The 24,819-nt window shown below is 64.9% G+C and carries 26 protein-coding genes and 1 tRNA gene; 8 read left to right on the top strand and 19 right to left on the bottom strand.

Annotation, left to right across the window (positions count from 1 at the left end; genetic code table 11):
- The first annotated feature begins 87 nt into the window (after positions 1-87).
- Genes HV783_RS11010 through HV783_RS11000 form a run of 3 tightly spaced genes read left to right on the top strand, consistent with a single transcriptional unit; the run spans position 88 to position 1,602 of the window.
- Positions 88-429, top strand: a complete 342-nt coding sequence (locus HV783_RS11010; RefSeq protein ID WP_223821371.1) for a hypothetical protein — start codon at positions 88-90, stop codon at positions 427-429.
- Positions 430-466: 37 nt separating this feature from the next.
- Positions 467-1,258 carry a ParB/RepB/Spo0J family partition protein gene (locus HV783_RS11005; protein ID WP_175189108.1) on the top strand — a complete coding sequence of 264 codons (792 nt, stop codon included), beginning with the start codon at positions 467-469 and terminating at the stop codon, positions 1,256-1,258.
- Entirely contained in the window at positions 1,255-1,602 is a 348-nt protein-coding gene (locus HV783_RS11000; RefSeq protein WP_175189107.1) for a hypothetical protein, read from the top strand. The genes HV783_RS11005 and HV783_RS11000 overlap by 4 nt, the downstream gene beginning before the upstream one ends.
- A 316-nt stretch (positions 1,603-1,918) precedes the next feature.
- Here HV783_RS11000 and HV783_RS10995 read toward each other — a convergent pair whose 3' ends face one another.
- Complete coding sequence (locus tag HV783_RS10995) at positions 1,919-2,347, bottom strand: bleomycin resistance protein (protein WP_217484228.1); 429 nt, start codon at positions 2,345-2,347, stop codon at positions 1,919-1,921.
- Positions 2,348-2,775: 428 nt separating this feature from the next.
- On the opposite strand from HV783_RS10995, the gene HV783_RS10990 reads away from it, so the two are divergent.
- Entirely contained in the window at positions 2,776-3,954 is a 1,179-nt protein-coding gene (locus tag HV783_RS10990) for a tyrosine-type recombinase/integrase (protein ID WP_175189106.1), read from the top strand.
- Between the two features lie 45 nt (positions 3,955-3,999).
- Here the strand turns inward: HV783_RS10990 and HV783_RS10985 are convergent.
- From HV783_RS10985 to HV783_RS10940, 10 genes are all read right to left on the bottom strand, one after another.
- Positions 4,000-4,076 (bottom strand) — tRNA-Pro (locus HV783_RS10985).
- Positions 4,077-4,253: 177 nt separating this feature from the next.
- A complete protein-coding gene (locus HV783_RS10980) occupies positions 4,254-4,685 on the bottom strand; it encodes a MerR family transcriptional regulator (RefSeq protein ID WP_054503851.1) in 432 nt (143 codons plus the stop codon).
- Positions 4,686-4,742: 57 nt separating this feature from the next.
- Entirely contained in the window at positions 4,743-5,081 is a 339-nt protein-coding gene (locus HV783_RS10975) for an integration host factor subunit alpha (protein ID WP_006388001.1), read from the bottom strand.
- Between the two features lie 3 nt (positions 5,082-5,084).
- Entirely contained in the window at positions 5,085-7,502 is a 2,418-nt protein-coding gene (pheT, locus tag HV783_RS10970) for a phenylalanine--tRNA ligase subunit beta (protein ID WP_175189105.1), read from the bottom strand.
- Positions 7,503-7,516: 14 nt separating this feature from the next.
- On the bottom strand, positions 7,517-8,539 hold the full coding sequence (pheS, locus tag HV783_RS10965) for a phenylalanine--tRNA ligase subunit alpha (RefSeq protein ID WP_054503853.1): 1,023 nt from the start codon (positions 8,537-8,539) through the stop codon (positions 7,517-7,519).
- Positions 8,540-8,616: 77 nt separating this feature from the next.
- Positions 8,617-8,976 (bottom strand): 50S ribosomal protein L20, encoded by a 360-nt coding sequence (rplT, locus tag HV783_RS10960; RefSeq protein ID WP_006387998.1) that lies wholly within the window; start codon positions 8,974-8,976, stop codon positions 8,617-8,619.
- Positions 8,977-8,993: 17 nt separating this feature from the next.
- The gene (gene rpmI / locus HV783_RS10955) at positions 8,994-9,191 is read right to left on the bottom strand and encodes a 50S ribosomal protein L35 (protein WP_006387997.1); all 198 of its coding nucleotides are present in this window, start codon (positions 9,189-9,191) and stop codon (positions 8,994-8,996) included.
- A 346-nt stretch (positions 9,192-9,537) separates the two neighbouring features.
- The gene (locus tag HV783_RS10950) at positions 9,538-11,076 is read right to left on the bottom strand and encodes a YifB family Mg chelatase-like AAA ATPase (protein ID WP_064526958.1); all 1,539 of its coding nucleotides are present in this window, start codon (positions 11,074-11,076) and stop codon (positions 9,538-9,540) included.
- Between the two features lie 86 nt (positions 11,077-11,162).
- Complete coding sequence (locus tag HV783_RS10945) at positions 11,163-11,414, bottom strand: accessory factor UbiK family protein (RefSeq protein WP_006394062.1); 252 nt, start codon at positions 11,412-11,414, stop codon at positions 11,163-11,165.
- Positions 11,415-11,565: 151 nt separating this feature from the next.
- Positions 11,566-12,003, bottom strand: a complete 438-nt coding sequence (locus tag HV783_RS10940; protein WP_064526960.1) for a DUF5339 family protein — start codon at positions 12,001-12,003, stop codon at positions 11,566-11,568.
- A 546-nt stretch (positions 12,004-12,549) separates the two neighbouring features.
- Here HV783_RS10940 and HV783_RS10935 point away from each other — a divergent pair.
- Together HV783_RS10935 and amt are read left to right on the top strand one after the other, a co-directional pair.
- Positions 12,550-12,888: a P-II family nitrogen regulator gene (locus HV783_RS10935; protein ID WP_006218735.1), complete on the top strand. Its 339-nt coding sequence runs from the start codon at positions 12,550-12,552 to the stop codon at positions 12,886-12,888.
- 31 nt (positions 12,889-12,919) lie between these two features.
- Positions 12,920-14,158: an ammonium transporter gene (amt, locus tag HV783_RS10930; RefSeq protein ID WP_054503856.1), complete on the top strand. Its 1,239-nt coding sequence runs from the start codon at positions 12,920-12,922 to the stop codon at positions 14,156-14,158.
- Between the two features lie 214 nt (positions 14,159-14,372).
- On the opposite strand, the gene ptsP is transcribed toward amt, so the two are convergent.
- From ptsP to rfbD, 7 genes are all read right to left on the bottom strand, one after another.
- On the bottom strand, positions 14,373-16,148 hold the full coding sequence (ptsP, locus tag HV783_RS10925) for a phosphoenolpyruvate--protein phosphotransferase (RefSeq protein WP_258955786.1): 1,776 nt from the start codon (positions 16,146-16,148) through the stop codon (positions 14,373-14,375).
- Positions 16,149-16,191: 43 nt separating this feature from the next.
- Positions 16,192-16,461 carry an HPr family phosphocarrier protein gene (locus HV783_RS10920; RefSeq protein WP_006387993.1) on the bottom strand — a complete coding sequence of 90 codons (270 nt, stop codon included), beginning with the start codon at positions 16,459-16,461 and terminating at the stop codon, positions 16,192-16,194.
- Between the two features lie 110 nt (positions 16,462-16,571).
- On the bottom strand, positions 16,572-16,973 hold the full coding sequence (locus HV783_RS10915; protein ID WP_064526963.1) for a PTS sugar transporter subunit IIA: 402 nt from the start codon (positions 16,971-16,973) through the stop codon (positions 16,572-16,574).
- A 17-nt stretch (positions 16,974-16,990) separates the two neighbouring features.
- A complete protein-coding gene (gshB, locus tag HV783_RS10910) occupies positions 16,991-17,971 on the bottom strand; it encodes a glutathione synthase (RefSeq protein WP_175189104.1) in 981 nt (326 codons plus the stop codon).
- 164 nt (positions 17,972-18,135) lie between these two features.
- The gene (gene infC, locus HV783_RS10905; RefSeq protein ID WP_076410237.1) at positions 18,136-18,687 is read right to left on the bottom strand and encodes a translation initiation factor IF-3; all 552 of its coding nucleotides are present in this window, start codon (positions 18,685-18,687) and stop codon (positions 18,136-18,138) included.
- Between the two features lie 20 nt (positions 18,688-18,707).
- Entirely contained in the window at positions 18,708-20,660 is a 1,953-nt protein-coding gene (gene thrS, locus HV783_RS10900) for a threonine--tRNA ligase (protein WP_063584120.1), read from the bottom strand.
- Positions 20,661-21,028: 368 nt separating this feature from the next.
- Positions 21,029-21,943 carry a dTDP-4-dehydrorhamnose reductase gene (gene rfbD / locus HV783_RS10895; protein ID WP_054503861.1) on the bottom strand — a complete coding sequence of 305 codons (915 nt, stop codon included), beginning with the start codon at positions 21,941-21,943 and terminating at the stop codon, positions 21,029-21,031.
- A 290-nt stretch (positions 21,944-22,233) separates the two neighbouring features.
- Here rfbD and HV783_RS10890 point away from each other — a divergent pair, with 290 nt between their 5' ends.
- Complete coding sequence (locus tag HV783_RS10890; RefSeq protein ID WP_054503862.1) at positions 22,234-22,968, top strand: response regulator transcription factor; 735 nt, start codon at positions 22,234-22,236, stop codon at positions 22,966-22,968.
- A 53-nt stretch (positions 22,969-23,021) separates the two neighbouring features.
- On the opposite strand, the gene hemN is transcribed toward HV783_RS10890, so the two are convergent.
- Positions 23,022-24,449, bottom strand: a complete 1,428-nt coding sequence (gene hemN, locus HV783_RS10885; protein ID WP_175189103.1) for an oxygen-independent coproporphyrinogen III oxidase — start codon at positions 24,447-24,449, stop codon at positions 23,022-23,024.
- 98 nt (positions 24,450-24,547) lie between these two features.
- Between hemN and HV783_RS10880 the strand changes: the two genes are divergently transcribed.
- A complete protein-coding gene (locus HV783_RS10880) occupies positions 24,548-24,814 on the top strand; it encodes a hypothetical protein (RefSeq protein ID WP_054503863.1) in 267 nt (88 codons plus the stop codon).
- Positions 24,815-24,819: the final 5 nt, after the last annotated feature.

Here is a 24,819-nt window from a genome sequence, read left to right as displayed (position 1 = left end):
GGAGGCAACCCCTGGCGCCGTCCGCCCCATTACCCAGCGATATCAAAACCCATAGGTGAACACATGGGAGCATTTTGCGTATACGGAATGACCGAGCAGCTCGCGAAGAAAGCCGCCGAGCGGGCTTGGCAAAAATATAAGGAATCCATGACCGCGGATGTTCGCGCATGCCTGCGGCCATCCGACCAGGCCGACTGGATCAAGGTCAAGACGGAGTACCACCTGGCCAAGGGCAATCCTGTGCAGCTATCGGCACCGTTCGATGCGCCACAGTTCGCCCGCGAGTTCATCAAACTCGCCGCGGCCACCGGCCGGACCTCCCGGCTGTGCATCATGCAGCGCGGCCCGAAGCTCGACAAGCACGGAGCGCCCCGTATCAGCAAGGCCACCAAGCGCCCGATGATCACCTGGGTTCCCTATCCGCGATAGCGCACACGACGTATCACCTATCCCTATCGGAGCCTACATGGCCAAGAAATCCAAAGACGTGTACGGCGCGGACGGCCAGAGCAATCTGCTCACTTTCGATCCCGCCAAGCTGACTCTCGTCACCGACGAATCCAGCCCACTCTATGACAAGCGCGTACATCTGCCCGTGAACGAGGCGCTGGCGCGAAACATCGACTACCAGGGCGTGCTTGAGCCCGTGGCGGTTTCCAAGAACCCAGAGACGGGCGACACAGAGGTCGTGTTCGGCCGGCAGCGAGTGAAAGCCGCCGTGCTCGCCAACCAGTGGCGCCGAGAACGCGGCGTGTCAGAGCGACTGATTCCCGGCATCGTCTACACGGGCAAACGCGAGAACGCCCTGGACGCGATCGTTAGCGAGAACGAAGCCCGTACCGCTGATACGCCGCTGGGGCGCGCCGAGAAGATGCGCCAGCACCTGGCCTTGGGCAAGGGTGAAGATCAGATTGCGGTCATCTACAACTGCACGGTTACCACGGTCCGCGACACGCTGGCGCTGCTGGATAGCCCTAAGGCCGTGCAGAACGCCGTCGAGGCAGGTCAGATCACCCTCACCCATGCCAAGGCACTGGTGAAGCTCAAACCCGATGAACAGCGCGCCAAGGTGGCCGAGCTGATCGCGGCCGGTAAGAACGCCACGCCCCACCAGCGAAGCCTCAAGCAAGCTGCGGTGATGGGCGAGCGGCCCCGCGTGAAATCTCGGAAGCAGATCATGGCCGCCTTGGAAACCGCCCAGGGCGACTATGCCACCGCCCTGCGCTGGGTTTTGGGCGAGGAAGGGGAAGCGGCATGACCACTCAATCGTATTGGAGCGGCCATGCCCCCGGCTACAGCCTCGCAGTCGAGAGAGCCTTTATCGCATTCCGCGCAGCCGAGGCGGCATTGCTGGAATCCCTTAAACGTTCCTATCCCCTAGATGCCGAAGTGCGTGTCGTCCATCACCGCGGCTCATTCCTCGGCGTAGTCACCGGTTGGGATGCGCGCGGAGTGCGAATTGTGGTGTGCAACAAAGCATCCGGGAAGTGCGCCAAGTGGTGGGCTGCGCATGTGGAACTAGCCACCAAACATCCCCCGTCGGGCGCCACCGGCATGACTATCGACGCAGTCATTGACTCACAACGCCGGGCTGAACCGTGATGGCTAAGAGACTGACAGCGCTAATTGCCTTTCGCTTTTTGCTCGGCAATGTATCGCTCTCCATCTGCGATCGCTTCCTTCCGGCTTGCAAAAGATGTCTTCCCTTTCATTTGGATAAACGACACATCAATAGGGCTGATTCGCTTGTTGTACGAAACGACCCACACGAATGTGCCGTCCTCCTTTTGGACCACTTCGATAGGTTCCCATTGAGCCTGCGAGTCCATATGACCCTCCCTGTTCTTGCCGAAGCTTAACCCGCGCCTATTGGAGCGTCAGCATGACCACCCCAACCAACACCACCCTGACGGCCGCGCTACCCAGCGAACGGCCGTTCGCCAAGACTGGATTGGAAGCGAAGCAAATACCCATCCGGATCTTGAACCAAGAACTGGCGAACCCCGACTTCAACAGCATCCCGGCGATACCACTTTTCTTCAGGTTGCATGAAGAGCGGCCATCCGACTTGAGCCAGCTTCTCAAGAAGCGGGCTCAACTCAGCCACCTCAATCTCGAAATTCACCCCTCTACCCAAAGGTGCCTCGAGCGGCGCGGTGATCCACTTCCTGCCATCTCCGAGCTCTTCAAGCATGACCTGGGAGCCATTGAGGTCCAAATATACGAAGCCCTCTTCATCTCGACTATAGGCAATGGAAAAGCCGCAGAGATCTACCCAAAACCTTTTACTCGCCGCCATGTTGCTGATGATCAATTCCGGCACAAGCTTCGCACGACGAAATTCCAAGTTCAGCCCCTTCGAAAGCAGTTGAGATATCTGCTCGCATCATACCCGCGCGATCGACAGGGCGATGAAATGACCGGCTCGAACACGAGAGTCCAGGCAGAACAACGGCGCCGGCGCCTCAGATGCTATCCCTGGTGGTGGGTAATGGAATTTAGGAGGACCCGATAAGTGTCGGACGTACAACCGCGATTCATACGAATGGGAAAAGCGCCCGCCTACCTCGGTATGTGCCGCAGGGTGTTCAACCAGGACGCACGCCCTTTTCTGCGTGAAATCACCATCGGAAAACAAGGAATCGCCTTCGACCGCGTAGAACTCGATCGCTTCGCCGACGAGTATGCCGAGCGCATGGCGATTGACAAGGCAGCACCTGCGGGCAACGATAGCCCTCGCAGCGAGCGCCGCCATAGCAATGGAGCATCAAGCTTATGGGGCAAAAAACAATCACCGGCCTCACGCTCAAAGACGGCCTCTGGCACATCGACAAAGTCGTCCGCGGGGTTGGCCGAATTCGAGGCAGCACTGGCACAAGCACGCGCGCAGACGCGGAGCAATTCCTCCTCTCGCGCATCGCCGAAGCCCAGGCGGCCCAAGCCGCGAAACGCCACGGCCGCCGCACCTTCCGTGAAGCCGCGACCCGCTATTTGAAGGAATATGCGCAGCAGCCATCAATTTGGCATACCGGCATCTATCTCAAGCAGCTCGATTCTTACATCGGCGAGCTGTACCTGGATGAAGTGGACGATGAAGCCCTGCAGCCCTATATCGAGGACCGGCTGGAATTGGGCCGCGCACCGCGGACGATCAATATCGCGCTGCAGCGCGTCGTGAGGGTGCTCAACGTCTGCGCCAGAAAATGGCGCGACGAGGACCGCAGACCCTGGCTATCGGTTGTACCCATGATCGAAATGCTCGGTGAAAAATCGCGCCGGCAGCCCTACCCCTTGTCTTGGGAGGAACAGGCCATGCTGTTCAAGGAGCTACCCGACCACCTTCAGGCCATGGCCTTGTACAAGGTGAATACCGGGTGCCGCGAGCAGGAGGTCTGCAAACTGCGATGGGAGTGGGAAATCCAGGTGCCCGAGCTGGAAACCAGCGTCTTTCTGATCCCCGCTGATTTTGGTGGACGGTTTGAAGATTCGGGCGTCAAGAACGGCGAGGAACGCCTGGTGGTGCTGAACGACGTGGCCAGGTCAATCATTCGCAAGCAGCGCGGCCTGGATCCCGAATGGGTGTTTCCCTACGAGGGCCGCGCGCTGCACAGGATGAACGACACCGCCTGGCGCAGTGCGCGCAAGCGCGCTGCGGAAAACTGGAAGACGTCGCACGGCGTCCCAGCGCATCCAGGCTTTGGACGTGTCCGCGTGCATGATCTGAAACACACTTTCGGTCGTCGCTTGCGCGCGGCTGACGTGCCGGAAGAGGATCGCAAGGCACTACTGGGCCACACCGATGGAAGTATCACTTCGCACTACTCGGCGGCCGAGCTGACCAAGCTGGTCGAGTATGCAAATCGCATCGCGGCAACCGACACGCGCAGTCCGGCGTTGACGGTGCTCAAGCGAGGGGCGGTAACCGGGAAGTCCCCACAAAAGTCCCCAGAATGAGAAAGGGGGTTAGTGATTACTATCACTAACCCCCTAGGGTATTGCTGGTCGGGACGGCGGGATTCGAACTCGCGACCCCTTGCACCCCATGCAAGTGCGCTACCAGGCTGCGCTACGCCCCGAAAGAAAAAGAGTATAGCAGACCTAAAAATTGTTTGCACGCATTGGTGCAAAAAAAGTGCCGAATACTCAAAAAAATTTGCGTGCCTTACGCGATGCCGGCAACACTCACAGGCAAGGCTCGCGCATGGCGCGGGGCCATCAACTCGGATAGACGACGGTGCAATGCACCGCCATGCTCAGGCCGTGGCGTTGACGCTCACCGCATTGTCGTTCGAAGCCGTCGCGGCCGAACCCAGGGCCTCGGCCAGCATCGCCGACACATCGCCCAACTCGTTGCGCAGGGCCTGCATCTCGGCGCCAGTCAGACGCACCGCGGCGTCCTGATCGTGCGGCGTGTCGCGCGCATCGCCCAGGCGGTTGCGCGCGCCGCTGATGGTGAAGCCCTGCTCGTACAGCAAGGAACGAATACGACGGATCAGCAGCACTTCGTGATGCTGGTAGTAGCGGCGGTTGCCGCGCCGCTTGACCGGCTTGAGCTGCGTGAACTCCTGCTCCCAATACCGCAGCACATGCGGCTTGACGCCGCACAGGTCGCTGACCTCACCGATGGTGAAGTAACGCTTGGCGGGAATGGGCGGTAAGGTAACGGTGGATTCGGTACGTGTCATAAGAGAATTCTATGCCGCGATGCGTCGAGTGCCGATAACAATTACCGACAAAGCGTATCACTCCTCGGCATCTGGCGCTGCGGGAGTGGCCTGCTCCACCACGCTCTTGAGTTTCTGACTTGCGTGGAACGTGACCACGCGGCGTGCGGCGATAGGGATGGTCTCGCCGGTCTTGGGATTGCGCCCCGGGCGGGGCGGCTTGTCGCGCACCTGGAAATTTCCGAAGCCCGAAAGCTTGACGGAATCTCCGCGCGCCAAGGCGTCGCGGATTTCCTCGAAGAAGGTGTCGACGATGTCCTTGGCCTCGCGCTTATTCAGGCCGACCCGCTCAAAGAGCAGTTCGGCCAGCTCGGCCTTGGTCAGGGTACGCGGCTCGGCAAGCATACTGTTCCCCATGGTTCAAGCGCGCTGGCGCGCGCCGTGGGCACTGACCAAAGCGTCTTTGATGCGCGCCAGGCAATCGGCCACTCGGGCTTCGTCCAGTGTGACCTCAGTGTCCTGTAGCCAGAAACGGAACGCAAGGCTTTTCTCGGCCACGGGCTGTTCGCCCTGGGCCTTTTCGCGCCAGACGTCGAACAGGCGCACGTCCTGCACCACGGCCAGTTGCGGATCGGCCTTGACCGTCGCCGTCACCGTGTCCAGCATGGACTGAACGGTCACGGGCGCGTCGACCCAGAGGGCCAGGTCGCGCACCACCACCGGCTGGCGCGACAATTCGCGCACCTGCGGCAGTTCGCCTTCGGACAGGGCATCCACGTCCAGCTCGAACACCACCGGCGCGTGTGCCAGGTCTGCCTGCTGCGCCCAACGCGGATGCAGCTCACCGATCCAGCCGACCTGCTTGCCATCCAGCGTGACGCGGGCGCTGCGGCCCGGATGCAGCGCGGGATGCGCCGCCGCTTCGAAGCGCAGGCGCGCGCCGCGGGCGCCGAACAACGCCTGGACGTCCATCTTCACGTCGAAGAAATCGACCTGTCGGGTGGGTACGCCCCACTGCTCTTCCACCGACGGGCCCCACGCGGCGCCCGCCAGCTTGAGCGGCTGGCGCACGCCGGCCACTTCCAGCGGACCGTCCTGCGCCGCGTCATCGCGCGCGAAGACGCGGCCAAGCTCGAACAGGCGCACGCGCGTCTGCTTGCGGTTGGCGTTGTGGCGGATGTTGGCCACCAGGCCGGCGATCAGGCTCGAACGCATCACCGACAGGTGGCTGGCGATCGGGTTGACCAGCTTGACCGGCGTGTCGTTGCCCGCGTAGTCGCGTTCCCACTCGGCTTCGACGAAGCTGTAGTTGACGACTTCCTGGTAGTCCTGCGCGGCGGCCAGGCGGCGCAGCGCGTGCGGACCACGGCGCACTTCGGGTTGCGAGAACATCTTGGCGCGCGCCAGCGGCGGCACCGTGGGAATGTTCTCGAAGCCGTAGATGCGGGCCACTTCTTCGATCAGGTCTTCCTCGATCTCGAGGTCGAAGCGATACGACGGCGGAGTGACGATGAAGTCATCGCCATCGAGCGTGAATTCCAGCCCCAGGCTGCCGAAGATCTTGGCGACTTCGGCCTGCGTGACGGGCACGCCCAGCAGGCGGTGGCAGCGCGCCAGGCGCATGCGAACCGGCTCGCGCTTGGGCAGGTTGACGATCTGGTCGTCCAGCGGACCGGCCTGCCCGCCGCAGATGTCGACGATCAGGCGCGTGATGAATTCGATGTGCTGCGGGATCGTGGCGAAGTCCACGCCGCGCTCGCCGCGGTGGCTGGCCTCGGAACTGAACTTGAAGCGGCGCGCGCGGCCGGCCAGCGATTGCGGCCACCAGAACGCGGCTTCCAGGTAGATGTTCTGCGTGTCGAGCGTGACCGCCGTGGCCTGGCCGCCCATGATGCCGGCCAGGCTTTCGACCTGATCGCCGGCCACCACCACGCCGACCTTCGAATCCAGCGTGACGGTCTGGCCGTTCAGCAGCTCGAGCGTCTCGCCTTCGCGCGCCCAGCGCACCGACAGGTCGCCATGGATCTTGTCCAGGTCGAACACGTGCGAGGGACGGCCCAGTTCCAGCATGACGTAGTTGGAGATGTCCACCAGCGCCGACACCGAACGCTGGCCGGCACGCTCCAGGCGCGTCTTCATCCACGCGGGGGTCTGCGCGCGGGCGTTCACGCCGCGGATCACGCGGCCGCCAAAGCGTCCACACAGGTCGGGCGCCTCGATCCTGACCGGACGCAGCTCGTCCAGCGTCACGGGCACGGCCTTGGCGGTCGGCACCGACAGCGGCGCGCCGGTCAGCGCGGCGACTTCGCGCGCCACGCCCAGGATCGACAGGCAATCGGCGCGGTTGGGCGTCATCTTCAGCGTGAAGAGCGTGTCGTCCAGGTCCAGCGCTTCGCGGATCGACTGGCCCGGCGCCATATCGGCCGGCAGCTCCAGCAGGCCGGCATGGTCCTGCGACAGGCCCAGTTCGCGCGCCGAGCACAGCATGCCCGACGATTGCACGCCGCGCATCTTGGCCACGCCGATCTTCATGCCGCCGGGCAGTTCCGCGCCGACGCGGGCCAGCGGCACCTTCAGGCCGGCGGCCGCGTTGGGCGCGCCGCAGACGATCTGCAGCAGCGCGCCGGAGCCGTCATCGACTTGGCAGACGCGCAGCTTGTCGGCATCGGGGTGCGGGGCGATCTCGACGATGTGCGCGACCACCACGCCCGTGAACGCGGGCGCGGCCGGCACGGTGTCTTCGACTTCCAGGCCGGCCATGGTGAGCCGGTGCGCGAGTTCATCGGTTGCGATCGGAGGATTGACCAGCGTACGCAGCCAGGATTCGGGAAATTGCATGATCTAGCCGTCTGTTATTCGTTGAACTGGCGCAGGAAGCGCAAATCGCCTTCGTAGAACTGGCGCAGGTCGTTGACGCCGTAGCGCAGCATCGTCAGGCGCTCCAGGCCGGAACCGAAGGCAAAGCCGATGTAACGCTCGGGGTCCAGGCCGAAGTTGCGCACCACCTGCGGGTGCACCTGGCCCGAGCCGGAGATCTCCAGCCAGCGGCCGCGGTTCGGGCCCGAGGTGAACATCATGTCGATTTCGGCCGACGGCTCGGTGAACGGGAAGAACGACGGGCGGAAACGCACGACGAGATCGTCGCTTTCGAAGAAGCAACGCAGGAAATCGGTGTACACGCCCTTCAGGTCGGCGAACGAGATGTCCTCGGCGATCCAGAGCCCTTCCACCTGGTGGAACATGGGCGAGTGCGTGGCGTCGCTGTCGACGCGGTAGGTGCGCCCCGGCGCGATGACCTTGATGGGCGGCTTGTGCATGCGGGCGTAACGCACCTGCATGGGGCTGGTGTGCGTGCGCAGCAGCAGCGGCAGGCCGTCGGCGTCTTTCATGTCGACGTAGAACGTGTCCTGCATGGAACGCGCCGGATGGTCCAGCGGGTTGTTGAGCGCGGTGAAATTGGTCCAGTCGTTCTCGACTTCGGGGCCGTCGGCCACGTCAAAGCCGATGGAGCGGAAGATCTCTTCGACACGCTCCCAGGTGCGGATGACCGGATGGATGCCGCCCGGCACGCGGCCACGGCCCGGCAACGATACGTCAATGGTTTCGGACGCCAGTCGGGCATCCAGTTCTGCTTGCACCAGGGCCGCGCGGCGCAGGTTCAGGAGCTCTTCGACCTTCTGCTTGGCCTGATTGATGCGGGCGCCCATGTCGCGCTTCTGCTCGGGATCGAGCTTGCCCAGGCCCTTGAGCAGGACCGTCAGCGCGCCGTCCTTGCCCAGGAAGCGGGCCTTTGCGTTTTCGAGCGCGGCGGCATTGTTGGCCGCGGCGAACAGTTCCTGCGCCTGGGAAACCAGGTCGTCAACCGATTGAGTCATGAAATCCAGCCTTCAAAACGCAAACGGGGCCATTACAGCCCCGTTTGCAGCGATGCGCGATGAGTTAAAGCGCGCGATCAGGCAGCCAAGGCAGCCTTGGCTTGCTGCACGATGGCGGCAAAGCCGGCCTTGTCGCGCACGGCCAGATCGGCCAGGACCTTGCGGTCGAGTTCGATCGCAGCCTTCTTCAGGCCGGCGATGAACACGCTGTAGCTGACGCCGTGTTCGCGGACGGCGGCGTTGATACGCGTGATCCACAGCGCGCGGAACGTGCGCTTCTTGTTGCGGCGGTCGCGGTAGGCGTATTGGCCAGCGCGCATGACCGCTTGCTTGGCGATACGGAACACATTACCGCGGCGGCCACGGTAACCCTTGGCGGCGGAAATGACTTTCTTGTGACGTGCGCGGGCGGTAACGCCGCGTTTGACGCGAGGCATAGTAGATCTCCCTTATATCAAGCGAAAGGCATCATGGCTTTCACGGAAGCCACGTTGGTCTCGTGAACCGCCGCCGAACCGCGCAGTTGGCGCTTGTTCTTGGTGGTCTTCTTGGTCAGGATGTGACGCTTGAACGCCTGACCACGCTTGATGGATCCGCTGCCGCGAACCTGAAAGCGCTTTGCGGCGCTTTTCTTGGTTTTCATCTTGGGCATGATGATTCCCTAAACTGAACACTATTGTTGATTTACATGACGCGAGGTGCTTGTCGCAAGGCGGTTGGCGCCGCGCTCGACCATCAAGGCGAGCACGTTCGACCTACACCATTGCGGCAAAACTTGATGACCTCTTGCCACTTCTGGGGGTACTTCCACTGCTGAGGTACTGCAACTTTCCCCGATGGCCCGGGCGAAAAAAATTGCCTGGATCCGGGAAAGCCTTTGATTATATGGTGATTTCCCTGGTTTTGTCGAGCCGGATCGGGTCTGGCGGGCAGGCGCACGGAAACATTCCGGGACGGAACCCATCCTCCCTGCCGACGGCAATGGCCTGCCCTGCGCATCATGCCCCCGGGCGCCGGTATTGCACCGCCTGCGCGACATGGTGCGTCGCCAGTTCGTCGGCGGCCTCGAGATCGGCGATGGTCCGGGCGACACGCAAGGCGCGATGCATGGCGCGGCCAGAGCCCGCCAGCCGACGCATGGCCTGCAGCAACAGGTCGCGGGCCGGCGGCTCCAGCGGGCAGTGGCGCTCCAGTTCCGCGCCGGCCAACGCCGCATTCGGCTTGCCCTGACGCGCCATCTGGCGCTCGCGGCAACGCGCCACGCGCGCCCTGACCGGCTCGGACGCCTCGCCGGGCGGCCCCTGCAGGCTTTCCAGGTCGGCCGGCGGCAACGCCACATGCAGATCGATCCGGTCGAGCAGCGGGCCTGAGACCTTACCGGCGTAACGCGCGACCTGGTCGGGCGTGCACTGGCAGGCCCGGCGCGGATGGCCGCGCCAGCCGCAGGGGCATGGATTCATCGCGGCCACCAGTTGGAAGCGGGCGGGAAACTGCGCCGTCTGCAGCGCCCGGGCGATGACCACCCTGCCCGTCTCCAGCGGCTCGCGCAGCGCCTCCAGTGTGCGGCGGCTGAATTCCGGCAGTTCGTCGAGAAACAGCACCCCATGATGGGCCAGACTGATCTCCCCCGGCCGGGGCCGCCCGCCACCGCCCACCAGGGCGATGGCGGACGCCGAGTGGTGCGGCGCGCGGAACGGCGGCGTGCCCATCCTGACCGGTGGCGCGCCCGCCAGCGCGGCCAGGGCCGCGACCTCGAGCGCCTGCGCGCGCGCCAGCGGCGGCAGCAGGCCCGGCAGGCGCGCAGCCAGCATGCTTTTGCCGGCCCCGGGCGGCCCTATCATCAACAGGCTATGGCCGCCCGCCGCCGCGACTTCCAGCGCGCGCCGCGCCCCGGGCTGCCCGCGCACGTCCGCCAGGCAGGGCATCGGCGGCGCCTCGGGCCAGGTGTCGGGCAAGGCGTCCGGCAGGCGGCAATGACCCGCCACGTGTGCCGCCACGTCCGCCAGACTGCGCGCCGACAGCACGCGCAGGCCCTCGACCCAGGCCGCCTGTCCGGCGCTGCCGGCGGGCAGGATCAAGGTGGCGCCGGGGGATTCCCGCGCCACGCTCAATGCGATCACCAGGGCCGCCGCGACCGGCACCAGCGCGCCGGTCAGGGACAGCTCCCCGGCGAGCACCAGACCGGCCAACAGTGGATCCGGCGCCGGCATGTTGGCGGCCTCGGTTGCCGCCCCCTCGCCCGGCGGCGCCAGTTGCCCCGCGGCCAGCAACAGGCCGACGGCGATGGGCAGGTCGAAACGGCCCGATTCCTTGGGGATGTCGGCGGGGGACAGGTTGACCGTGATGCGGCCCGCGGGAAAATTGAAGCCGCTGTTGATGATGGCCGCGCGCACCCGCTCGCGGCTTTCGCGCACCTCGGTGTCGGGCAGGCCGACCACGTTGAAGCTGGGCAGTCCCGGCCCCAGGTGGGTTTCGACCCGCACCGCGTGGGCGTGCAGGCCGCTGAGGGTGCGGCTGGCGATTACGGCTAGGGTCAAGGCAGTCTCCGATGGCAGTCGAAGACGAGTATGGCGAAAACAAAAACGGCCGCGCAGGCGGCCGTGGCAAAAGTGTCCCGCGCGGATCACTTGTCCAGGGCAGACAGGCGCGACTCCAGTTGCTCGACGGTGGCAGCCAGTTGATCAACGCGGGCACGCGTGCGCGCCAGCAGATCGGCCTGCACATCGAATTCCTCGCGAGTGACCAGATCGAGCTTCGAGAATGCCTGCGTCATCATGGCGCGGACGTTGCGCTCGACATCCGCGGCCGGGCTGCGGGCGATCAGGTCGGAAATGTTCTTCTGGATGTCTTCCATCCACTGGGTGCGATTGTTCATAGCGGCCTCACGATGTTCTTGGTGCCTCAAGTGTAGTGCTTTCCACAAGCCGGGCAGCGGGCAAAAAAAAGGGCGGGCCGCATGCGGTGACCGCCCATCAAAGCACAGGAGAAAACCGGGCCGCCTTGGGGGCAGCCCCCTACCAACATCGTTACTCGCAGCCCATCTGCTTGGCCGACTGCGCGAACAGGTCGGCCGATTGCTTGCACTGGGACGCCAACTGCGTCTTGTCGCTGATCGTGGCCCACTGCGTCTTGGCCGCGTCGAGCTGCTGCTTGAAGCTGGCCGCCGCGGGGTTGGACGCGCCCAGCTTGTCCATGCACGCGCTGACTTTGGTCAGGTAGGCGTCGCATTCGGCGGGCAGGCCGGCGGTGGAACTGGCGGCCGGGGCCGAACTGGACGGCGCGGGCGTGGAGGCCGGCGGCGTGGCGGCCGCGGGCGGCGTGCCCGGCGTCGTGGTCGACGGCGCCGGCGTGGTCGATGCCGCGGGCGGCGCGGCCTTTTCATCGCTCTTGTTGCAGCCGGCCAGGGCGGCCAGCGCGGCGGTCAGCGCCAACACGGCAAAGGTCTTGCGTTGGATCGTCATCATTCCTCTTTCCTTTCTTGCTTTTCGTCTTTGTTCAGAGAGCCGCGACGCCGGTGTCTTTTGCCGCGGCCGATCAGGCCCAGATACCGCCATGAGCTGGACTTGATTCTTCTTCAGCCTACCTTTGGCAACAAGCTTATGCGTGTAAACCCTCGTATCACGCCCCGCCCCCGTTTTGACGGTGCGTCCGAACCGCTTTCAAACGCCTGACATCTGCGCCATGCGCCGCCCGAAGCCCGGCCAGCAACGTTCAGCGGCCTGTCGGGGCAGACCGCGGCCACGGTTGCCACGCATCCGGCAAACGCGACAAAGGACTACCGCGCCGGCATCAACTCGCAACAAATGGCGGCGGCAAAACATATTCCGTTGCATTCCTCACTTTGCCCGGCCGTGCACCAACTTGAGGCTGATGTCGAGTGCATGAAGCACTATATTGGTGCAATCAGGCACAACAAATGCGCCTGCCTTTCCGCTTTCCGGGCACCGGGCCGCATGGCATGGAATTTGCTTGATTGACGATGCCAACGTGCAACCATGAGAGGAAATGCCATGAAACTCATCATCGCCATCATCAAGCCCTTCAAGCTCGACGAAGTGCGGGTGGCTCTATCCGGAATCGGCGTCCAGGGCCTCACCGTTACCGAAGTGAAAGGGTTCGGGCGCCAGAAGGGCCACACCGAGCTGTATCGCGGCGCGGAATACGCCGTCGACTTCCTGCCCAAACTGCGTGTCGAGGCCGCCGTGCCCGACCATCTGGTCGACCAGGTCATCGAAGCCATCGAACAAGCCGCCCGCACCGGCAAGATCGGCGACGGCAAGATCTTCGCCGCCCCCCTTGAACAAGTGATCCGTATCCGCACGGGCGAAGCCGGCGAAGCTGCGCTGTAGACAAATAAGAAAGACTCATTGGAGCCTGAAAATGGATAAAGCAGATATCTCCTGGTTGCTCGTCTCTACCCTCCTCGTATTGATGATGGCCGTACCCGGTCTGGCGATGTTCTATGGCGGCCTGGTACGCAGCAAGAACGTGCTGTCGGTACTGCTGCAAGTGTTGTGCACGTTCGTGCTGGGCCTGGTCCTCTGGTTCATCTACGGTTATTCCCTTGCCTTCACCGAAGGCAATGCGTTCTTCGGCGGCCTCTCGCGCGCCTTCTTCTCGGGCATGTTCAACCCGGCGGACGGCAAGTACGCCATGTCGAACTCGCTGACCGAACTGCTGTTCGCCTCGTTCCAGGCCACGTTCGCCGGCATCACCTGCGCACTGATCGTCGGCAGCTTCGCCGAACGCGCCCGCTTTTCGGCGGTGCTGGTGTTCACGGTGATCTGGTTCACCTTCGCCTATATTCCCATCGCGCACATGGTCTGGTTCGCGTCCGAAACGGCGCCGGGCCTGCTCAACGCCAAGGGCGCGCTGGACTTCGCCGGCGGCACCGTGGTGCACATCAACGCTGGCGTGGCCGGCCTGGTGGGCGCCTATGTGGTCGGCAAGCGCGTCGGTTATGGCCGTGAAGCCATGCAGCCGCACAACCTGCCGATGACGTTCGTCGGCGCCGCCCTGCTGTGGGTGGGCTGGTTCGGCTTCAATGCCGGTTCCGCCCTGGCCGCCAACGAGAACGCCACCCTGGCCTTCTTCAACACCATGATCGCCACCGCCGGCGCCGTGCTGGCCTGGCTGTTCACCGAATGGGCCATCAAGGGCAAGCCCTCGATGCTGGGCGCCGCCTCCGGCGCCATCGCCGGCCTGGTGGGCATCACCCCGGCGGCCGGCCTGGTCGGCCCGGTGGGCGCGCTGATCATCGGCGTGATCGCCGGCATCGTCTGCGTCTGGGGCGTCAATGGCCTGAAGCGCCTGCTGCGCGCCGATGACGCGCTCGATGTGTTTGGCGTGCACGGCGTGGGCGGCATCGTCGGCGCCCTGCTGACCGGCATCTTCAACGCCCAGGTCCTGGGCGGCCCCGGCCTGGCGGAACCCGGCATGATCCTGGGCCAACTGTGGGTGCAGCTCGAAGGCGTGCTGCTGACCATCGTCTGGTCCGGCGTGGTCGCCTGGATCGCCTACAAGATCGCCAACGCCCTGTGCGGCCTGCGCGTGCCGGAAGACCAGGAACGCGAAGGGCTGGACGTCACCAGCCACGGCGAATCGGCCTACCACAGCTGATCGTCACCTCCCGCCCGCTGCCGGGCGGGGCCATGGGAAGCCCCCTCTTTGCAGGGGGCTTTTTTTCGTCCGGGCAATGCCGTTTAAGGCCGGACCAGACGCAAGCGGCCTGCACCTCCAAGGTGCCCCCACCGCGCCCGCCGGCGCAAAAAAAAGCCCGGCGCATGCGCCGGGCTTTCCGTTCGTTGGGGCAATGCCCCGGCGTCAGTGGCCCTCAGGCCAGATCGAGCGTATCCAGATCCACCGGCAAGGCCCGGTTCAAGGCGCTGGCCACCTTCACGCGCAGCGCATTGGTGTGCGCCCGGCGCACTTCCCGTTTCACGTCCAGCAGTTGCTGTGGATGCATAGAAAACTCGGTCAGGCCGAGCCCCAGCAGCAACCGCGTCATGCGCGAATCGCCGGCCATTTCGCCGCATACCGCAACCGGCTTGCCGGCTCGCTCGCCAGCATTGATGGTGTGGGCCACCAGCCGCAGCACCGCGGGATGCAGCGGATCGTAAAGGGACGCCACGTCGTGATCGCCGCGGTCGATGGCCAGCGTGTACTGGATCAGGTCGTTGGTGCCGATCGACAGGAAATCCAGCGCCTGCGCGAAGGGTTCGATGGCGATGGCGATGGCCGGCACCTCGACCATGGCGCCCACTTCCATGTGCGCCGCGTAGGGCTGGCCGCGCGCATCCAGCTCGCGCCGCGCCGATTCGATGGCGGCACGCGTCGCCACCACCTCGTGCATGTGGGCGATCATCGGGATCAGCAGGCGCACCGGCCCGTGGGCCGAGGCCCGCAGAATGGCGCGCAACTGCGTCGCGAACATCTCGGGCCGCGCCAGGCAGTAGCGGATCGCGCGCTGCCCCAGCGCCGGATTGGTGGCCACCGTGGCCTCGCCGTCCAGCGTCTTGTCCGAGCCGATGTCGAGCGTGCGGATGGTAACGGGACGGCCGGCCATGACCTTCACGACGGACGAGTAAGCCTCGTACTGCTCTTCCTCGCCCGGCAGATCCGGACGCCCCATGAACAGGAATTCGCTGCGGAACAGGCCGATGCCGTGCGCTCCGGCAGCCAACGCCAGCGCGGCCTCTTCCGGCAGCTCGATGTTGGCGTGCAACACGATATCGATGCCATCGAGGGTGACGGACGGCTCATCGCGCAGCAAGCTGAGTTCGGCGCGCTCATCGGCGTAGGCGGCCTGGCGGCGGCGGTATTCCTGCAGGATGCGCTCCGACGGATTGACCACCACGGCGCCGGCGGCGCCGTCGATGATCAGCATGTCGCCGTCGCGCACCAGCTCGCGCACGTTGCCCATGGCCACCACGGCCGGCACGCCCATGCTGCGCGCCACGATGGCGGTGTGCGAGGTCGGCCCGCCCAGGTCGGTGACGAAAGCGGCGAAGCGCCCGCCGCGCAGGCGCAACATGTCGGCCGGCGAGATGTCGTGCGCCACCACCACCAGCGCCTCGTCGCCGCCCATGTGCGACATGTCCGGCAGGATGGCCGAGGTGCCGGACAGCACGTGCAGCACCCGCTCGATCACCTGGCGCACGTCCGCGCCGCGTTCGCGCAGGTATTCGTCTTCCATCGCGTCGAACTGCTGGCCCAGGATCTGGCCCTGCGTGGTCAGCGCCCATTCGGCGTTGTAGTGCCGCTCGGCGATCAGCGCCAAAGTCTGCTCGGCCAGCAGCGGATCGCCCAGCAACAGACTGTGCACATTGAGCATCGCGCCCAGCTCGCGCGGCGCATCGGCCGGCAGGGTGTCGGCCAGTTGCCGCAATTCCTGCTGGGCCGAGGCCAGCGCCTCGGTCAGGCGGCTGCTCTCGGCCGGCACGTCCTCGGGCGCGATGCGGTAGTGCGCCACTTCCAGCGCCGCCGCGCCCATGACCACCGCGCGGCCGATGGCGTAACCGCGGGCCACGCCTTTGCCGTACAAACAAATAACGGGGCTGGCAGAGCCAGCCCCGTCGTGCTTGTCGACCGCGGCGCCGGCCGCGGACATGCCGGCCCCGACATTGTCAGGGCCGGCGGATTCGGAAGCGCCGCTATTCCTGTTCACCGAATTTGCTATCGAACAGAGTTTCAATTTCGGAGAGCGCCTGCTCGGCATCGCTGCCCGAGGCCTCCAGCTTGACCGTCACGCCCAGGCCGGCGGCCAGCATCATGACCCCCATGATGCTCTTGGCATTCACGCGCTGCGCGCCGCGCGAGATGAAGATCTCGCTGGAAAACTTGCTGGCCAGTTGCGTCAGTTTGGCGGCCGCCCGCGCATGCAAACCCAGTTTATTGCTGATGACAATGTCTGTATTAGGCATAGGATTTATGGTGACCGCGGCATCACACCGCAGTTGGTGATTGCAGCAAATTGTCCAAGCGCTCTTCGGCTTGAAATATTAGCCGAAATAATAGGACAAGTTCCTGCCCGTCAGTCTACCCGCAAGACCCCTTGCACCCCGCCCGCCAGCGCCTTCTCACGGGTCTCGGCCAGCGAGAGATTCCGGTAGGTCAGCGCGCGCAGCAACATGGGGGTATTCAGGCCCGCCAGCACACAGCACTGGATACCCTGTGCCTGGGCGTCGGCCACCGCCCGCTTCGAGATATTGGCGGGCGTCGCGCCGATCAGGTCGGTCAGCACCAGCACGCCAGCGCCGTGATCCTGCTCGAGGATGTCCTTGAGCACCGCCGGCGCCAGGTCGTCCGGCCGGTCCTCGGGCTGGATGTCGTGGATCGCCAACATGCCGTCGAGGTTGCCCATGACGTGGCTGGCGCATTCGCGCATGGCCGCGCCCAGGGGCGCGTGCACGACAATGACAATACCCGTGGTCATGACAGGTTCCAGGAAGGTCAGGCCGCGGCCGGAACCGAGGCGCCGGCCGCCACCGCTTTTTCGAGCGCCTGGACGAACATGCCCGCGACGTCGAAACCGGTCTGTTCGGCGATTTCCACGAAACAGGTGGGGCTGGTGACATTGACCTCGGTGACGTAGTCACCGATGACGTCCAGGCCGACCAGCAGCAGGCCGCGCGCGGCCAGCTTGGGCGCGACGGCCTCGGCGATCTCGCGGTCGCGCGGCGACAGCGGCTGCGCCACGCCCCGGCCGCCAGCGGCCAGGTTGCCGCGGGTCTCGCCGGCCAGCGGGATGCGCGCCAGCGAATACGGCACCGGTTCGCCGCCGATCAGCAGGATGCGCTTGTCGCCCTTGACGATCTCGGGAATGTAACGCTGCGCCATGATGGTGCGCGCGCCGTTGTCGGTCAGCGTTTCCAGGATGGCGTTGAGGTTGGGGTCCTTGGGCTGCAGGCGGAACACCCCGGTGCCGCCCATGCCGTCCAGCGGCTTGACGATGACGTCGTGGTGCGTGTCGTGGAAGGCCTTCAGGCGCGCCATGTTGCGCGTCACCAGCGTCGGCGCGGTGAACTCGCTGATCTCGGTGATGGCCAGCTTCTCGGGATGGTTGCGGATCGCCGCGCCGCTGTTGAACACCTTGGCGCCTTGCGCCTGGGCGTATTCGAGCAGATGGGTGGAATACACGTATTCCATGTCGAAAGGCGGGTCTTTGCGCATCACCACCGCGCCGAAATCGGCCAGCGGCAGATCCTGGGACGCCGATTCGCGCCACCAGTCATGGCCGTGCAGGTCGGCGTCTGCCACCAGCTCGATGGGCGTGGTGACGGCCTTGACCGTGCCGGTCTCGATGTACAGGTCGCCCTGCATGGCCACGCTGAGCGTATGGCCGCGCGCCACCAGGGCACGCATCATGGCGACAGAACTGTCCTTGTACGCCTTCAAGAGCGGCAAGGGATCCAAAACGAACAAAACATGCATCGCGACACCCCGAACGTACGCCGCCTTCCCTTTCGGGAAGGCGGCTATCTATGACATCGTAGCGCAGAGCCGCCCAATAAGCGAACCCGCCGAACATGGGCTGGACGGCGGGTCGCGGGGCAAGAGCGGCCAGGCCTTCCCGGACGGGAAGGCCGGCAGGAGCCTTATGCCGCCGATTCCGGCTTGCCCGCGGGGGCAGCCTTCTTCTTGGGCGCCAGCACCATGACCATCTGACGGCCTTCGAGCTTCGGCATGGCTTCGACCTGGGCCAATTCCAGCAGATCGTCGCGCACACGCTCAAGTACCCGCATGCCCAGTTCCTGGTGAGCCATTTCACGGCCACGGAACCGCAGCGTCACCTTGGCCTTGTCGCCTTCCTCGAGGAAGCGGCGCAGGTTGCGCAGCTTGACCTGGTAGTCGCCCTCGTCGGTGGCCGGACGGAATTTGACTTCCTTGACCTGGATGACCTTCTGCTTCGAACGAGCTTCGGCCTGACGCTTCTGCTCTTGGTACTTGAACTTACCGTAGTCCATCAAACGGCAGACCGGCGGCTCGGCGTTCGGCGCGATTTCCACCAGATCCACGTCGTTTTGCTCGGAAAGACGGAACGCGTCGGCAATCTTGACGATGCCCAGCTGTTCTCCGTCCAGACCTATCAGGCGCACCTCGGGGACGCGGATTTCACCGTTGATGCGATTGGCTTTTTCAGTGGCGATGTTGAAAGCTCCTAGAAATGTTAAGCAGCGCTGCCATCGGGTTGATTGACGTCGCGGCGGGTGGATACGTCTTCGGACAGGCGGGCGACGAAGTCGTCGAACGCGATGGCGCCGAGGTCCAGACCGCCCAATCCGCGTACGGCGACGGTACCGTTTTGCTTCTCCTTGTCGCCGACGACGAGGATGTACGGCACCTTCTGCAGGCTGTGCTCCCGAATTTTACGAGTGATTTTTTCACCGCGCAAATCGGACTCTACTCTAAAGCCTTGTTTTTTCAGGCTTTGCGTGATTTCAGCCGCATAATCGGCCGAAGGTTCGGAAATGCAGCACACCACGGCCTGCACCGGCGCCAGCCAGGGCGGCATCGCGCCGGCGTGGTTTTCGATCAGCATGCCGATGAAACGCTCGAGCGAACCCAGGATGGCGCGGTGCAGCATCACGGGCGGACGGCGCTGGTCGTTCTGGTCCACGTACTCGGCGCCCAGGCGCACGGGCATGGAGAAGTCGACCTGGATCGTGCCGCACTGCCAGTGGCGGCCGATGGCGTCCTTCAGCGTGTATTCAACCTTGGGGCCGTAGAACGCGCCCTCCCCCGGGGAGATCTCGAATTCGCAGCCGGTGCGGCGCAGGCTTTCCATCAGGGCCTGTTCGGCCGTGTCCCAGACCTCGTCCGAGCCGATGCGCTTTTCCGGACGCGTGGCGACCTTGTACAGCACTTCGGTGAAGCCGAAGTCGCGGTAGACCTTCTGCAGCAGGGCCGTGAAATCGGCGCATTCGTCCTGGAGCTGGTCTTCGGTACAGAAGATGTGGCCGTCGTCCTGCGTGAAACCGCGCACGCGCATCATGCCGTGCAGCGAGCCGGACGGTTCGTTGCGGTGGCACTGGCCGAATTCGCCGTAGCGCAACGGCAGCTCGCGGTACGAGTGCAGGCCGGCGTTGAAGATCTGCACGTGGCCCGGGCAGTTCATGGGCTTGAGGCCATAGACGCGGTTCTCGGACTCCGTCGTGAACATGTTTTCACGGTAGTTGTCCCAGTGGCCCGTCTTCTTCCAGAGCGAGATGTCGAGGATCTGCGGCGCCTTCACTTCCTGGTAGCCGTTGTCGCGGTAGACGGAGCGCATGTACTGCTCCACCTGCTGCCACAGGGCCCAGCCCTTGGGGTGCCAGAAAATCAGACCCGGCGCTTCGTCCTGGAAGTGGAACAGGTCGAGTTCGCGGCCGATCTTGCGGTGATCGCGGCGCTCGGCCTCTTCCAGCATGTGCAGGTAGGCTTCCTGTTCTTCCTTGGTGGCCCAGGCCGTGCCGTAGATGCGCTGGAGCATCTCGTTCTTGCTGTCGCCGCGCCAGTAGGCGCCGGCCACCTTCATCAGCTTGAAGACCTTGAGCTTGCCGGTGGACGGCACGTGCGGGCCGCGGCACAGGTCGATGAAGTCGCCTTCGCGATACAGGCTGAGCGGCTCGTTCGACGGGATCGAGGCGATGATCTCGGCCTTGTACTTTTCACCGATGCCCTTGAAGAACTCGACGGCGTCGTCGCGCGACCAGACTTCGCGCGTGACGATTTCGTCCTTCTTGGCCAGTTCGGCCATCTTCTTCTCGATGGCCGTCAGGTCTTCGGGCGTGAACGGGCGCTTGTACGAGAAGTCGTAGTAGAAGCCGTTGTCGATCACGGGGCCGATGGTGACCTGCGCGTCCGGGAACAGCTCCTTGACGGCGTAGGCCAGCAAGTGGGCCGTGGAATGGCGGATCATGTCCAGGCCGTCGGCGTCCTTGGCGGTCACGATGGCCAGGCGGGCGTCGCCCTCGATGCGGTAGCTGGTGTCGACCAGCGTGGAATCGGCGCCTTCAAAGGTCACGCGGCCGCCCAAGGCGGCTTTGGCCAATCCCGCGCCGATCGATTGCGCCACTTCGGCGACCGTGACCGGTCCCGGGTATTGGCGCTGCGAACCATCGGGCAATGTGATCTGTACCATCGGGAGTGCTTCCTGGGGTTCTTGGGAAAAATACGAAATTCAGAAACGACAAACGCGGCTGGTAGCCGCGTTCATTTGGTTGTCTTGCTGAGTCTTACCGCTGACCTGACACGGTGAAACCCGACGCACGAAAAACTAACGCGACATAGGGCGAAAGTTCCGGGTCGTAGTTCGTGCCAGCGGGAAAAACATGATGCTCGGGCCTTCGGAATTGACTTGCGGTGCGCAGCGCCGGGATAAATGGCGTGCTTATCGTTGCCGATTGTAGCACCCTTTGGGCCTATTTCGTGACATTTGCGCGACAAAAGGGGCGGCTGATGGCGCGAACATGGCCCGTCGGCGAGCGCAGGAGGGAGCAACCGAGCCCCTCAGGCCAGGTTGCGGCTGTCGGCGATGGCGGCCAGCGCATGCAGCACGCCCTCTTCCCAGTGCGGCGCGCGCAGCCCGAAGGTGCGCTCCAGCAGGCGGCAGTCCAACCGGGAATTCAGGGGCCGACGCGCCGAGGTGGGATATTGGTCGGACGACACCGCCTGGATATCGCCCGGCGTCAGCGTCACCGCCAGACCGGCGCGCCGGGCCTGCTGCGCGATGAAACAGGCGTATTCGTGCCAACTGGCGTCGCCGGTGGCCGCCATGTGGTACAGGCCGAAGGGAAACTCTCCCCCGGCCGGCCGCGCCAGATAGCGCGCCACGACCTGCGCGGTGGCATCCGCGATGTACGCGGCGCCGGTGGGCGCGCCGCGCTGGTCGCTCACGACGCGCAGCGCTTCCGGCTGGCGCAGCGCCATCAGCATGGTCTTCAGGAAGCTCTTGCCGTACACGCCGTAGACCCACGACGTGCGCAACACCAGGTGGGCCGGGTTCAGCGCCCGCACCGCCTGCTCGCCGGCAAGCTTGCTGCGGCCATAGACGTTCAACGGCGCGGGTTCGTCCCGCTCGTCGTAGACGCCCGCCTTGGCGCCGTCGAACACGTAGTCGGAAGAATAGTGGACGATGAGGGCGCCGCGGTCGGCCGCCAGCGCGGCCAGTTCGCCCGCGGCCTCGGCGTTCACGCGCATGGCGCGTGCCGCGTCTTCCTCGGCGCGCTCGACCGCGGTATAGGCGGCCGCGTTGACGATGACGTCAGGCTTCTCGCGCCGCACCAGGCGCGCGATCTGCAGGGGATAGGTCAGGTCGCAGTCGGTCCGCCCGACCGCCGTCACCACGCCCAGCGGAGCGAGGCTGCGCCGCAGCTCGAAGCCGAGCTGGCCGTCCCTGCCGATCACGAGAATTTTACTGGGCATCCGCCGTCCGCCGCCTCGCCAGTCCTGCGCCACGGGCTGGCAACAGGCCGGCCCGGAAATGCTGCGATTTTATGCCTTGCGGGCAAGCCCTCGCGAGGCCGATTTAACGTCGCGCATCGCGACCTCTTGCATCGCTTAGTCTGATTCTCTCTTAGTTTTCGTCTGTATGGCGCCGTAAGACCATAAGCTTCGCACTCGAATTTCGGACTGGTTACGGCGTGTGCGCGGCCCCGCCTCTTGGGCGCCCCCTCTGCGCACCGATGTGTGCCTTTCCATTCTGTGGAGCCTAGATGAATACTCCCTCAGCGCCGGACAACGCCGTCTCGTCCGAGCCGCGATCCCCCGATGCGGTTGACCGCCCCAATTCCCGCAAGCACCTGCTGCTGTCACGCCCGCCCCCCGTCATCCGGGTGGCGATCCTGGACGACCACCCCGTCGTGGCGCTGGGCCTGGGCGCCTACCTCGACGCCCGCCCCGGCTTCCGCGTCATCCACCAGGAAACCTCCGCCCGCCGGCTGCTCGACAAGCTGGCGACCACGCCATGCGACATCGCCCTGATCGACTTCTACCTGCCGCAGGAACCGTGGGACGGCGTCAACTACCTGCGCCGGCTGCGGCGCTACCATCCGAATCTGGCGATCATCACTTTCTCGGCCGGTAACCGCCAGGAAACCCAGTACGCCGCCTTCCGTGCCGGGGCCAACGGCTACCTGGCCAAGCAATGGGGCATGCTGCTGCTGCCCGAGATGATCCACGGCGTCCTCAGCAAGAAGAACCCGTTCCTGTCGGTGCACGAGGGCAAGATCCGGCCAGTGTCGCCGCGGCCGCCGCACGCCTTGCTGACGACGTCGGAAGTTGAAGTGCTGCGTCACATCAGCCAGGGCATGTCGGTCACGCAGATCGCGATGCGCCTGAAGCGCAGCAAGAAGACCGTCAGCACCCATAAGCGCCGCGCCATGCGCAAGCTGCAGCTATCGGACGACCTGGCGCTGGCCCTGTACCTGCGGGAAAAGTTCGCCGAATAGCAACGTGGCCGACGCGAGGTCGGCCACCGTTTCATGGCGAGGCGCCAGGCGTCTCAGATGATGCGCGAATAGCTGGCGCTGGTGCTGACCGTGCGCAGATAGCCGTCGAACGCCATGGCCACGGCCCTGACGAAGTACCAGCCCAGGCCGGTCACGCGCAGTTCGCCGGCCCGCAGGTTGACCAGGCCGAGCTCGGCCAGGTTGGCCACCTGTGACAGCTCCGGCCCGAAGTAGTCGCCGAACCGCAGGCCATGGCGCGCCTCGACGCGGGCGAAATCCACCCGCCCCTGGCACATGATGTCCATGATGACTTCACGTCGCGCGAGGTCGTCGGCGCTGAGCGCCAGGCCCCTCTCGATGGCGAAGCGGCCGGACTCGATCGCGGCGTAATAGCCGTCCAGGTCCTTGGCGTTCTGGCTGTAGGTGTTGCCAATGCGGCCGATGGCCGATACGCCCAACGCGACCAGGTCGCGGTCGGGCTGGGTGCTGTAGCCCTGGAAGTTTCGGTGCAGCTCGCCGCGCTGCTTGGCGATGGCCAAGGCGTCGGTGTTGAGCGCGAAATGATCCATGCCGATGTAGGTGTAGCCCTGCTTGAGGAAGCCTTCGATGGCGGCGCTCAAGAGGCCGACGCGCGTGGCGCGGTCGGGCAGGTCCAGCGGATTGATGCGGCGCTGCGGCTTGAAGCGTTCGGGCAGGTGGGCGTAGGCGTAGAGCGCGATGCGGTCAGGCCGCAGCGCGCTGACCTGCGCGATGGTTCGGGCGAACGATTCGGTGGTCTGCAGCGGCAGGCCATAGATCAGGTCGACGTTGACCGAGGCATAGCCCAGCGTGCGGGCGCTGTGCATCAGGTCGCGCACGTCCTCGAACGACTGCACGCGATGGACCGCCACCTGCACCTTGGCATCGAAATCCTGCACGCCGAAACTGAGCCGGTTGAAACCCAGCTTGCGCAGCCGCTCCAGCCGCTGGGGCGTGGCGGTGCGGGGATCCACCTCGATGGAGATTTCGGCATCGAGCTCGAAGCGGAAGGCGCCGCGCAGGTCCGCCATCAGGCGATCGAGCTCTTCGTCGGACAGGAAGGTGGGCGTGCCCCCGCCGAAATGCAGTTGCGATACCGGCACGCCGGGACCCAGCTCGGCCACGTGCAGCGCGATTTCCCGCGCCAGCGCGTCCAGGTAGCGGGCGGCACGGTCGTGATGGCGGGTCACGACCTTGTTACAGGCACAGTAGTAGCAGACCGAGTCGCAGAACGGGATGTGCACGTAGAGCGACAGCGGCTCGGTCGTACAGGAATCGCGGCGCTGGCGCAGGGCCTGGCGGTACTGCTCGACGCCGAAATCGCCGCGGTAGCGATCCGCCGTGGGATAGGAGGTGTAGCGGGGTCCGTTCTTGTCCAGGCGCGCCAGCAACTGGGGCGGAAAGAAAGGTTCGGCGGCGGCGGCCGCAGGATCGGCGAAGGCTGGGCGTAGGGCGGCTTGCATACCTCGAATTATTCGCTTGTGCCGCCCCACCCGCCTTGATCTTGCGCAAACGCGCCGCCCCGTAGAATGGCGGGATTCTTCATTACAAGGACATCCTCGTGGAAACCGAACTTGACGGCCGCCTGCTCGCCCTGCGGCAGGCGATGGCGATCGCCATCGCCCTCTCCACCCGCGGCAGCCCCCAGGCCACCGACATGGCGCTGGAACTGCTGGGCGACCTGAAGACGAACCTGGACAACGCGCCGTCGGACAGCCCTTTCGAGCAACCCGAATGGGTGCTCGGCGCGCACGACGAACTGGAAGGCATCGCGCGCCTGGTGCGGGCCTTCACGCAGACGCCCGAACCGGACAGCGACGGCGCGTAAGGCCC

Source organism: Achromobacter dolens (assembly GCF_902859745.1).
GTDB lineage: Bacteria > Pseudomonadota > Gammaproteobacteria > Burkholderiales > Burkholderiaceae_B > Achromobacter > Achromobacter dolens.
The sequence above is the reverse complement of the archived record's forward strand: the minus strand, read 5'-3'. Positions and strand labels throughout refer to the sequence as shown.